10 protein-coding genes are annotated in these 11,613 nt (G+C 65.2%); 3 read left to right on the top strand and 7 right to left on the bottom strand.

Annotation, left to right across the window (positions count from 1 at the left end; genetic code table 11):
- Window positions 1-239: 239 nt before the first annotated feature.
- The 4 genes from H3V53_RS41015 to H3V53_RS41000 are packed head-to-tail and all read right to left on the bottom strand — an operon-like array spanning window position 240 to window position 3,573.
- Window positions 240-1,271 carry a GlxA family transcriptional regulator gene (locus H3V53_RS41015; RefSeq protein WP_336602711.1) on the bottom strand — a complete coding sequence of 344 codons (1,032 nt, stop codon included), beginning with the start codon at window positions 1,269-1,271 and terminating at the stop codon, window positions 240-242.
- 17 nt (window positions 1,272-1,288) lie between these two features.
- Window positions 1,289-2,080 carry an ABC transporter ATP-binding protein gene (locus tag H3V53_RS41010; RefSeq protein WP_336602710.1) on the bottom strand — a complete coding sequence of 264 codons (792 nt, stop codon included), beginning with the start codon at window positions 2,078-2,080 and terminating at the stop codon, window positions 1,289-1,291.
- A 55-nt stretch (window positions 2,081-2,135) separates the two neighbouring features.
- Window positions 2,136-2,849 carry an ABC transporter permease gene (locus H3V53_RS41005; RefSeq protein WP_336602709.1) on the bottom strand — a complete coding sequence of 238 codons (714 nt, stop codon included), beginning with the start codon at window positions 2,847-2,849 and terminating at the stop codon, window positions 2,136-2,138.
- A 34-nt stretch (window positions 2,850-2,883) separates the two neighbouring features.
- Window positions 2,884-3,573, bottom strand: coding sequence for an ABC transporter permease (locus H3V53_RS41000; RefSeq protein WP_336602708.1), 690 nt, complete (start codon window positions 3,571-3,573; stop codon window positions 2,884-2,886).
- Window positions 3,574-4,070: 497 nt separating this feature from the next.
- On the opposite strand from H3V53_RS41000, the gene H3V53_RS40995 reads away from it, so the two are divergent.
- Window positions 4,071-4,679, top strand: coding sequence for a class I SAM-dependent methyltransferase (locus tag H3V53_RS40995; protein WP_336602707.1), 609 nt, complete (start codon window positions 4,071-4,073; stop codon window positions 4,677-4,679).
- Window positions 4,680-4,703: 24 nt separating this feature from the next.
- On the opposite strand, the gene H3V53_RS40990 is transcribed toward H3V53_RS40995, so the two are convergent.
- Both H3V53_RS40990 and H3V53_RS40985 read right to left on the bottom strand, forming a co-directional pair.
- Window positions 4,704-5,801: a patatin-like phospholipase family protein gene (locus H3V53_RS40990; protein ID WP_336602706.1), complete on the bottom strand. Its 1,098-nt coding sequence runs from the start codon at window positions 5,799-5,801 to the stop codon at window positions 4,704-4,706.
- A 94-nt stretch (window positions 5,802-5,895) separates the two neighbouring features.
- On the bottom strand, window positions 5,896-6,435 hold the full coding sequence (locus tag H3V53_RS40985) for a hypothetical protein (RefSeq protein WP_419539739.1): 540 nt from the start codon (window positions 6,433-6,435) through the stop codon (window positions 5,896-5,898).
- 938 nt (window positions 6,436-7,373) lie between these two features.
- On the opposite strand from H3V53_RS40985, the gene H3V53_RS40980 reads away from it, so the two are divergent.
- Window positions 7,374-8,363, top strand: a complete 990-nt coding sequence (locus H3V53_RS40980; protein ID WP_336602704.1) for an LLM class flavin-dependent oxidoreductase — start codon at window positions 7,374-7,376, stop codon at window positions 8,361-8,363.
- A gap of 184 nt (window positions 8,364-8,547) precedes the next feature.
- Here the strand turns inward: H3V53_RS40980 and H3V53_RS40975 are convergent, their stop codons facing one another.
- Complete coding sequence (locus tag H3V53_RS40975) at window positions 8,548-9,627, bottom strand: alpha/beta fold hydrolase (RefSeq protein ID WP_336602703.1); 1,080 nt, start codon at window positions 9,625-9,627, stop codon at window positions 8,548-8,550.
- 599 nt (window positions 9,628-10,226) lie between these two features.
- Between H3V53_RS40975 and glgC the strand changes: the two genes are divergently transcribed.
- A complete protein-coding gene (gene glgC / locus H3V53_RS40970) occupies window positions 10,227-11,501 on the top strand; it encodes a glucose-1-phosphate adenylyltransferase (protein ID WP_336602702.1) in 1,275 nt (424 codons plus the stop codon).
- The last annotated feature ends 112 nt before the right edge of the window (window positions 11,502-11,613 follow it).

The following is an 11,613-nucleotide window of genomic DNA, read 5'->3' as shown; positions in this document are numbered from 1 at the left end:
GCCCGCTTTCTTTGCTTACTTTCTTTGCGGCGGCAAAGAAAGTAAGTGCCGCCCCGCACAGGGGTAACGCCTGCGCCGCGAGGCGCTATCGCGGATGCCAGCGAAAACGGCAAGCACACAACAAAAAGCGCTCACGCCGCGAGGCGCCATCGGGGATGCCCGCGAAAACGGCACGCACACAACAAAAACACCCGCGCCGCCCAGGCGCCCCTCCAGCGTCGCAGACAAAAAACCAACCCTCACCGATCGCGCCTCTCGATCATAGCCGCGGCGCGCGGCTCATCCGCCCCGTGTTGCTTTTCGATCCAGTTGCGCCGCTCCTCGCGCGGCGTCACGCCAAAGCGCTCGCGGTACGCATTGGAAAAATGCGCGGCAGACGAAAACCCGCACGCCAGACTGATCTGGACGACTGACTTGCTCGTGCGCTGCAACTGCGTGCGCGCCTTCGCGAGCCGCAAGCCCAGGTAGTACTTCGACGGCATCGAACCAAGATACTGGCGAAACAGCCGCTCGAGCTGTCGGCGCGACACGCCGACCAGACCCGCGATTTCATCCGAGGTCAGCGGGTCTTCGATGTTCGCCTCCATCAGCAGCAATGCATCGTTCAGACGCGGATGCCGCTCGCCCGGCGCCGTCACAAACGGAATGCGCTGGCGCTCTTCGCCCGCGCGCAACGTGCCCACGCCCATCGTGTCCGCGATACGCTCGGCAAGCTCTGGGCCGTGATCGCGGCCAATCATCGCCAGCATGAAGTCGACGGTTGCCTGGCCGCCGGCGCAGGTCGCGCGGTCGCGGTCGATCTCGAAGATCTGCTGCGTGACGATCGTGCGCTCGAACTGCTCGGTGAACTGCTGATACGTCTCCCAGTTCACGCTCACGCGATAGCCCGACAGTTGTCCCGCCATCGCGAGCCACCAGACGCCGTGATGGATGCCCGTCACGAGCGGCGTGCGCTGGCCCACGCGCGAAAGGCTCGCGAGAAACAGCCGGTAGTCTGCGAACTGCTGAAAGCGCTCGCTGATGACGATCAGCCAGTCGCATGAGACGGCATCGCCGAATGCGGTATCGGCGGGCCATTGCGCGCCGCCCGCGAGCGGCACGGGGCGGCCGTCCCACGAGCAGACCTGCCAGCGATACAGCGCGCGGCCGTCGATTTCGTTGGCGAGATTCAGCGCGTCGACGACAGGGCCGACGCCCGACATCGACACAGGCGGCAACGCGACGATCGCGACCTGGGTCGTGCGCGCGGGACTGGACGACGGACGAGGCATCGACGTGTGTTGCCGTGTTACTTGAGGCTGCCCGACAGGAACTGCTTCAGACGCTCGCTCTTCGGCGACACGAGCACTTCCGACGGCACGCCCTCTTCTTCCGTGCGGCCCTGATGCAGGAACATCACATGGTTCGACACGTTGCGCGCAAAGCCCATTTCGTGCGTGACGACGATCATCGTGCGGCCTTCTTCGGCGAGCTTCTGCATCACCTTCAGCACTTCGCCGACAAGCTCGGGGTCGAGCGCCGACGTCGGCTCGTCGAACAGCATCACGTCGGGATTCATCGCCAGTGCGCGCGCGATGGCAACGCGCTGCTGCTGGCCGCCCGACAGATGCGACGGATACTGCTTCTCCACGCGCGGCGCGAGGCCCACTTTCTCGAGGTATTCGCGCGCACGGTCTTCCGCTTCCTTGCGCGGCACGCCGAGCACATGAATGGGCGCCTCGACCACGTTTTCCAGCACGTTCATGTGTGCCCACAGGTTGAAGTGCTGAAACACCATCGCGAGCTTGGTGCGGATGCGCTGCAACTGCTTGTGATCGGCGACTTCGAAATTGCCGTGGCGATCGGGCTTCGTGCGCACTGCTTCGCCGTCGACGATAATCTGTCCGGCGTTCGGCCGCTCGAGAAAGTTGATGCAGCGCAGGAACGTGCTCTTGCCCGACCCGCTCGCGCCGATGATGCTGATCACGTCGCCCTTGTTCGCGTTCAGCGAGACGCCCTTGAGCACTTCGTTATCGCCGTAGCGCTTGTGGATGTCCTGCACGGCGAGCTTGCAGGCTTCCGTTTGAGTCGTGTGGAGCACGATGCTCTCCTCGAATGAAGGCGGATGAAACGGATGCTTCGATGCGCTGCGGCGATCAATGCCGGCGCACGGCCAGATACGCGAGCCAGTGACGCTCCGCGCGCCGGAACAACGCGACCAGCGCGAACGATACAACAAGATAGATCAGCGCAGCGAGCCCAAACGCCTCGAACGAGCGATAGGTTGCCGAGTTCGCATCGCGCGCGACCTTCAGCACGTCGGGCACGGTGGCCGTGAAGGCGACGGTGGTCGCGTGCAGCATCAGGATCACTTCGTTACTGTACAACGGCAGCGCGCGGCGCAGCGCGGACGGTATCACAATGCGCCGGTACATCGTGAACCAGTTCATGCCGTAGGCGCGCGCGGCTTCGACTTCGCCATGCGGCGTCGCGCGAATCGCCCCCGCGAAGATCTCCGTCGTGTACGCGCACGTGTTCAACGCGAACGCAAGGATCGCGCAATGAAAGCCGCTGCGGAAGAACGCATCGAGCAGCGCATGCGAGCGCACGAACTCGAGGCTGTACATGCCTGTGTAGATCAGCAGCAACTGCACGTAGAGTGGCGTGCCGCGAAATACGTACGTGTAGAGGCGCACGGGCGTCGACAGCCAGCGCTTCTTCGATACGCGCGCGACGGCGAGCGGTATCGACGTCACGAAGCCGATGCCGATGGAAGCGACCAGCAGCCACAGCGTGACGGCAAGACCCGAGATGCGCTGGCCGTCCCAGTAGAGAAACGCGCGCCAGAACTGGTTGAGGATGTCGATCATGTCGTCTGTCCGTTCGTTGCAGAAGTCGGGGCCATCAAAGCTCGGCGTGCCGCACGCCGATCGAATAGCGCTTCTCCAGCCAGATCAGCACGAGGTTCGAGACAGTGGTGATGGCCAGATAGATCGCCGCCGCGACGAGGATGAAGAAGAACATGTTGAATGTGCTCTTTCCCGCGTCCTGCGCGGCCTTCACCACATCGGCGAGACCGATGATCGACACCAGCGCCGTCGCCTTGACGAGCACCTGCCAGTTGTTGCCGATGCCGGGCAGCGCGAAGCGCATCATCTGCGGAAAGAGGATGCGCGCGAACACCCGCGCGCCGCTCATGCCGTACGCGGCGCCCGCCTCGAGCTGGCCGCGCGGCACGGCGAGAAACGCGCCGCGAAACGTCTCGGTGAAGTACGCGCCGTAGATGAAGCCGAGCGTCAGCACGCCCGCGACGAAAGGATCGATGTCGAATTGCGGCAGATCGAGCGCGTCGGTCAGATCGTTGACAGCGATCTGGATGCTATAGAACAGCAGCAGCATCAGCACGAGATCGGGCACCGAGCGGATCAGCGTCGTGTAGCCCGTTGCGATCGCGCGCAGCGGACGGTTGAACGACAGCTTCGCTGCTGCGCCGAGCAAACCCAGCACGACGGCCGTCGCGAGTGAAAGAACCGACAGTTCGATCGTCTTGATCGTGCCGTCGAGTAGCACCGGGCCAAAGCCGTAGAGGAACACGTGAGTCTCCTGTCCGATGCGAAGCGGTCGGCGGGAGCGGCGCGTGACCGCCTGCTCCCATCCCACGCCAAGCCGGGTTGTTCGAAAAGCCGCTCGGGCTGCGGCATGGCGCGGATACTCGCAAGCAAAAATAATTTCCTCAATCCAGGGCGCGCGGTTATTGTGCGACGCAACATCCCCGGCCGCAGCCCGCGCGAGGCGTGCCTCCCCCGCTTTCAGAAGGCGCCAACCGATTTGTAAGACCTCGCCGGCCACGCGCCGCCTGCCGCGAATTCGCAAGTTTCGGGTCGCTTTTTCGATAGACGCGAGAGGCCGTCGAAACTCTCGCAAACCCGCGCCGATTGGGGCTTTCCCCGAAAGACAAGGCGCACCGATGCTGCCAGGCGCGTGCCGTCGACGCCGCTTCAACGTCAGGTTTCAGGTCTGCTTCCAGGTCTGCGTTGTGACCCTCGCGTTAGACTTGCCGCTGCCCTCGCCGCCTTTCACAGGATCGCCGCATGCCACTGCGCCCCGACCCCGCCACGCTCGACGCCTACACGCGCGACGCCGCGCGCTACTCGCGCGAATGGCTCGACCAGCCGCCGCCCGACGACATGTACGCCCTGTGGGAAACGCACCTGCTGCCGGCAGGCAAGACGGCCGATATCGGCTGCGGAAACGGTCGCGACACCGCCTGGCTCGCGGACCATGGCTATCGCGTAACGGGCTTCGATGCGTCGCAGGGACTGCTCGACCAGGCGCGGCGGCTATATCCGCGGATCGCGTTTCGTCAGGCCACACTGCCGTCGCTTGCCGAAATCGACGAGCAGTTCGACAACGTCGTGTGCGAGACCGTGCTGATGCACCTGCCAAGCGACGCCATCACGGATGCGATCGACAACCTCGTGCGCATCCTGCGGCCAAGCGGCATGCTGTATCTGTCATGGCGTGTGACGCAAGGCGCGAACGCGCGCCAGGCGGACGGGCGTCTCTATTCGGCGTTCGAGCCGTCGCTCGTCACCGACGCGCTCGCCGATTGCCTGATCCTGTTCGTCGACGACACGACGAGCGCGAGCTCCGGCAAGCGCGTGTGCCGCATCATCGCGGCGAAGCGCAGCGAAGGCTGATGGCGCACGGCCCTCGCCGCGCGCTCAATCGATACCGAGACACACGCGGATCGCGGGCAGCATCGCCTCGACGGCGGCACGCCCTTCGGCGATGGCAGGCGCCGCGCGATGGAAGTCGAAGATGCCCATGCCGCCCAGACGCGGCTGGATCAGGATGTCGGCCGGTTCGCCCGCAAGGCGGCTGCGCGTGATCCGCACTTGCATGATGTCGATGCTTTGCGCGATCGAACTCAACATCGAAGGCACGCGCGCGCTCGGCGCGGGCGGCACGCGCACGTCGCGCGAATAGTGTTCCGGCGACGGCTGCAGCCAGCCCGGAAACGGCTTGCCGTTGCGCCGCAGCAGCAACGGCGGTGCCGGCGTTGCGATCTCGGGCGGCGGCGCGTTCGGGTCGAGCAGCGCGGACGCAGCGGTGGAACCCGCCGCGGCCCCGTTCGCCGCCGGATCGAGCGCCGAATCGAGCGCTGCGCCGAGCGCTGCATCGAGTGGTTCGCCTGCCGTTTCTTCCACAGGCACGGGCGGCAGATCGACGACGGCGCCGCCGAAATCGCGGCCATTCAGAATGTCGTTGTTCAGATCGACGGCGATCACGCAGTCCGCTCGCATGCCGCGCGCAGCCGACACGGGCACGGGGTTCGACAGCCCGCCGTCGACGAGCCACACGCCGTCGTGCAGCACGGGCGTGAAGATGCCGGGAATCGCAATGGATGCGCGCACGGCGTCCACCACGCCGCCGTCCTGCAGCCAGGTCTCGCGGCCCGAATCGAGTTCCGTCGCGACAGCTGCGAATGGCATGCGCAACTGGCTGATGTCGCGCCCATTGAAGCGGTTCGCAAACACCTGGATGACTTTCTTGCCGCCGAGCAATCCGCCCGAAAAGCGCAGATCGAGCAGACGCACGACGGATTGCCACGTGAGGCCGCACACCCACTCTTCGAGCCAGTCGAGATCGCCATTGGCATAGACGGCGCCGACCAGCGCGCCGATCGACGTGCCCGCGACGATGTCCGGCTTGATGCCCGCATCGTGCAGCGCGCGAATCGCACCGATATGCGCCCAACCCCGCGCAGCGCCCCCGCCGAGCACGAGACCGATGCGCCTGTATCGCCTTCGCGTGGACATTGCGTGGTTTGCTCCCCTGTTTGCAGGCGTTTTCTGATTCGACCGCGTGTGTATGCGCGTCAGCACCGACGCGCTTGCCGCGTGATGATGGGCGTCAGTGACCGCGAATCACGTCGGAGCGCGAAGTCGTGTAGACGATGTGATTGACGTCGAAATGCACGTTGAAAAAGCCCTCCTGCGTGACGCCGCCCTCGCGCCATTTCCAGCTCCACACCGTCTCCGGCTTGAGCGGATAGACGGCGACCTCGCCCGGCTTGCCGAGCAGACGCCGCACTTCGTCTTCCGTCATGCCGGAGCGGATCTTCGCGAAGTTCGCGGCCGTCAGCACCTGCGTGATGGACTGCAGGACGCCGTCCGGCCCGATATCGACCATGTACGTGTTCAGACCTTGCGGCCCGCGCGGATATTCGAGCCGCTTCGACCCATCGGTGAAATTGCGCTCGGTTTCGGGCTTGCCCATCTGGTCGCGAATTTGCGCTTCCGTCGTGACGCCCGGCGTCAGCCCCTTCAGCAGCAGCGCATCGGGTTTGACGGCGTTGAAAAACTCTTTCAGCTTTTGCACGGCTTGCTCGTTCTGCTGTTGGTCGCAGCCCCCGAGCGCGCACAGCCCGCCCGCGACGGCCACGGAAAGCATCAAGTTGCGCAACGATGTGCGGATAACCATCTTCAATGTCATGCGTTAAAAGACCCGGTGAACGAGACAAAGCATAACCCGGTCGATGGCCGGACCGCGAAACCCGCCCGCACAGATGTGTTTGGAAAGTTAAAGAATTGCTACGCGAGGTTTCGGATGCCAGCAGAAAAGAGAAAGCACCACGATGACGGGAATGCGCGCCGCGAGCGCGGCAACGATGTAAGCGAAAAGGCGGGACACGGACGCTAGCGTTTCGGCCAGAAGCCGCGCGTGCTTCTGGCCGTGACGCGATTTTTAACCACTATGGATGGCGACCGCATACGGCCGCCGTTGGTCCCTCGACTGTCCTGCAAGTGCTGACAATCTAGCGTCAGCGCTCAAAATACGCGAGAGCGCGTTTACACCGAATCGGCTGACAAATCGCTTGCCAGACGCGCTTGCCAACCAGTGCGCGGCAGGTGCGCACGCGACTGCCAACCGGCTCGACGGCGCACACGCCGGCGCCCGGCTGACCCGGCCGGCCCGGTTCGTCCGGATGTGCGCTGCGTAGCCGACCTACGCGTGACGTGACGGGCCGACCGGCGTCGAGGTCCGTGGAGGCCGCCGCCTCGTCGCGGATCATGGGGACTCGCACCGCGGGCGGCGACGCTTGCACATTAACGCGCGCGCACGCGACGTTCTGTGCGAGGGCACACGCAGCGCGGCGTCGGGCAGGCGTCGCGACGCATTTCGAGCCCTGTTTTCAGGGGCTTTTCTGTGTCGGCGCCAGAGCGCGCCAGCATCGGCGCAACGGCGACCCTGCTGCCGTCAGGGGCATGATCAGGCCGCCAGCACGAACGCAGGGGCTACGGCACAATCCGTTTTTGCCCATACCGAGCCGGCCCGCGCCCCGCCCTTGCACAGAACGGCGGTCGATGGTTGGCCGCACATCCATTGCCATGATTCCTTTTTCGGTCCTCGATCTTTCCCCCATCACGGCAGGCGCCACGGCAGCCGACGCGTTTCGCAACACGCTCGATCTCGCGCAGCACGCCGAGCAATGGGGCTACCAGCGCTACTGGCTCGCCGAGCACCACAACATGACGGGCATCGCGAGCGCGGCGACATCCGTCGTGATCGGGCACGTGGCGGGGGGCACGAAAACGATCCGCGTCGGCTCGGGCGGCGTGATGCTGCCGAACCATGCGCCGCTCGTGATCGCCGAGCAGTTCGGCACGCTGGCTTCGCTGTATCCGGGGCGTATCGATCTGGGCCTCGGACGTGCGCCCGGCACCGATCAGACCACGGCGCGCGCGCTGCGGCGCGACCTGCACGGCAGCGCCGATTCGTTTCCCGACGACGTCGTCGAGCTGCAGCGCTATTTCGCCGAACCCGTGCCGGGCCAGCGCGTGCGCGCCGTGCCGGGCGCGGGTCTGAACGTGCCGTTGTGGCTGCTGGGTTCGAGCCTGTTCAGCGCGCAGCTGGCGGCGGCGCTCGGGCTGCCGTTCGCGTTCGCGTCACACTTCGCGCCCGATTACATGATGCAGGCGCTGCACGTGTACCGCACGCAGTTCCGCGCATCGGAAACGCTCGACAAGCCGTACGCGATGGTCGGCGTCAATCTGTTCGCCGCGGACACCGACGACGAAGCGCGGCGCCTGTTCACGTCGCTGCAGCAGCAGTTCATCAACTTGCGGCGCGGCACGCCGGGCCCGCTGCAGCCGCCCGTCGACCGGGTGGCGGCATCGGAGATGGAGATGAGCGGCGTCCAGCATTCGCTCGCGTGCTCGGTGATCGGCGATCGCGACACGGTCCGCGACCGCCTGCGCTCGATCATCGCGCAGACGGGCGCCAACGAGCTGATGCTGACCGCGCAGATCTACGATCACGCGGCGCGGCTGCGGTCGTTCGAGATCGGCGCTCAGGTGCGCGACGAGTTGCGCGCCTGACCTGTACGCATGACACAGGCGTCCGATTTGGCGTGCCTGACCTGCGCGCCGATCCCGCAAAAACAGCCGTCAAACCGGCGCCGATGAAAGCGCAACGGAACGGCGCAAACACACGCACATGCCGCCTGCGCTTTCGTCGCACGCAATCGCACGCGAGCGCACGCCCGAACACCGTAGCGCGCCATCAATGGCCAGCGGGCAACGCCGCCAGCCCATCGAGCAGCGCCTTGTGAAACGCCTGCGGGTCCTGCATCTGCGGCGCGTGGCCGAGTTCGGCGAACTCGACCAGCGTCGCGTGCGGAATCGCCTTCGCGGCGGCGCGGCCCAGTTCGGGGTAATGGCCAAGCTGCGCACGCACGTCGGGCGGCGCCGCATCCTTGCCGATCGCGGTGGTGTCTTTCTGACCGATCAGCAGCAGCGTCGGCATGCTCACCTGCCCCAGCTCATAAAAAACAGGCTGCGTGTAGATCATGTCGTAGAGCAGCGCCGAATCCCACGCCACTTCCTTCTTGCCGGGCCCGCGATACATCCCCGCCAGCATCTGCACCCATGGCTCGAAATCGCTGCGCCATTGGCCTGAGTAATAGGTCGCCTGTTCGTAGCGGCGGATGCCGCCCGCGGTCGTCTTCAGCTCGCGCTCGTACCATTGATCGACGGAGAGCGACGGCACGCCCTTCGCTTTCCAGTCTTCCAGCCCGATCGGGTTGACGAGCACGAGTTGCTGGGTCGCCTCCGGATACATCAGCGCATAGCGGACGGCGAGCATGCCGCCCGTCGAATGGCCAACGATGGTCGCCTGCTTCACGCCAATCGATTCGAGCAGCGCATGTGTGTTGCGCGCGAGCTGCTGGAAGCTGAACTGATAGCGCTGCGGCTTGCTGGACTTGCAAAAGCCGATCTGGTCGGGCGCGATCACCCGATAACCCGCCGCCGTCAGCCGCCCGATCGTCCCCTCCCATGTCGCAGCGCAGAAATTCTTGCCGTGCAGCAGCACGACGGTCCGGCCATTCGGATGCTCGGGCGCGATGTCCATATAGGACATATGCAGCTGCTCGCCTTGCGACGCGAACTCGAACTGATGCACGGGCGCGGGATAGGTGAAGCCTTGCAGTTCGGGGCCGTACGCGGGGCCGTCGTCGCCGGGAGGGTTCGCCGGCGCCGCAGAGGACGCAGCGACATCCGTGGCACCGACGGCAGATGCGTTCGATCCGAACGCGGCGAGACAGACGGATACGGCAAGGGCGGCGAGCGAACGAAATCTCATGGGCAGTCAGTGGGCGGCAAAGAAAGGTGACGGGAAGCGGACACGAGCGGCCACAGCAGGCAGACGCGCGAAGGCACGCGAAGTGCGCGCAGGCCCATCATGATGCCCGCGTCGCGCCGGCTTTGCAGCGGCGCACGCACGCGACGCTCGCCACGGTTGCATGCACTTGCCGGACGCCGCTCGAAGTCGGCGCAAGCCGCGCAAAAGCGCTGCACAATCCGCCAAGCAGAGCGGCAGCGGCACAAATTGCACGGCCAGCGTGCATGACGCAGTGCAACGCAGCTGTTTTGACCTGACGCGCCGCCGCCCATCGGACAAGGCGGAGAAGGAATGTGGCATGGCGAACGTCGCCTGTTGCGCGCTGCATGCGCATGGTCCAGACTAATCGCTGGCCGGGATGAACCGGCATCGCATGTGCCAGCTAAAGCACAGAACCAGCGGGCACCGGGACGACAGACACACGCATCCAGCCGCAAGCCGTCGCGGACACAAGCACGGGCTCACGACAACAACGCGCAGCGTCACACACAGAACAACAGACCGCCGGGGTACAGCAAAAGCTTCCACCAGGGCTCACCTACATAACGAAGGAGACGCACATGGATACGCCGGCAAGCCTGAACGATCTGCAGCACACCACTCTGGCCATCGTCCTCGCGGGCGGACGCGGCACTCGCCTCGGGCCGCTCACGAACAAGCGCGTCAAACCTGCCGTCCACTTCGGCGGAAAGTACCGGATCATCGATTTCGCGCTGTCCAACTGCCTCAATTCGGGCATCCGCCGCATCGCCGTCGTCACGCAGTACAAGGCCCACTCGCTCCTGCGTCACGTGCAGCGCGGCTGGGGCTTCCTGCGCGGCGAGTTCAACGAGTTCATCGACCTGTGGCCCGCCCAGCAGCGCGTCGAAGGCGCGCACTGGTATCGCGGCACAGCCGACGCCGTGTTCCAGAACCTCGACATCATCCGTTCGATCCGCCCGAAATACGTCGTCGTGCTGGCGGGCGACCACATCTACAAGATGGACTACACGCGCATGGTGATGGACCACGTCGAGTCGGGCGCGGACTGCACGGTCGGCTGCATCGAGGTGCCGCGCATGGACGCCGTCGCGTTCGGTGTGATGCACGTCGACGAACAGCGCCGCGTGACGGGTTTCGTCGAAAAGCCCGCCGATCCGCCCGCGATGCCCGGACGCCCCGACATCGCGCTCGCCAGCATGGGCATCTACGTGTTCAGCGCCGACTACCTGTACTCGCTGCTGGAGGAAAACATCAGCAGCGTCGCCACCGATCACGACTTCGGCAAGGACATCATTCCGCGCGTGGTCACCTCGGGGACGGCCATCGCGCATCCGTTCAGCATGTCGTGCGTATCGTCGGACCCGAGCGTCGAGCCGTACTGGCGCGACGTCGGCACGATCGACGCGTACTGGGCCGCGAATCTCGACCTTGCTTCGACGATTCCCGCGCTCGACCTGTACGACCGCAACTGGCCGATCTGGACGCATCAGGAGCAGTTGCCGCCCGCCAAGTTCGTGCGCGATCTGAACGGCCTTCAGGGCACGGGCACCAACATGATTGTGTGCGGCGGCTGCGTGATCTCCGGCTCGCAGATTTCGCGCTCGGTGCTGTCGTCGAATGTGGTCGTGAATTCGTTCTGTAACATCGCTGAGGCAGTCTTGTTGCCGCAGGTGTCGATCGGCGCGAGTTGCCGCCTGCGCAAGGTCGTGATCGACCGCGGCTGCCAGATTCCCGACGGCACCGTGATCGGCGAAGACCCCGTGCGCGATGGCGAACGCTTTTACCGGACGGACAGCGGCGTCGTGCTGGTGACGGCCGAGGCGCTCAAGCGGCAGGCAGCGGCCGCGCGTTGAACGGCCCCGCGTGTTTCCCGTAGCGCAAAACTCCGGGTGAAGATCCATCGACTGACCTTTTGCTGTCAGGATCACGGAAACACGGCGGCACGTCTTTTCCCCTTCGCGGCTG

This window comes from Paraburkholderia bengalensis (assembly GCF_037126505.1).
In the GTDB taxonomy this organism is placed as follows: Bacteria; Pseudomonadota; Gammaproteobacteria; order Burkholderiales; family Burkholderiaceae; genus Paraburkholderia; species Paraburkholderia bengalensis.
This window is presented reverse-complemented; position numbering and strand designations above follow the sequence as displayed.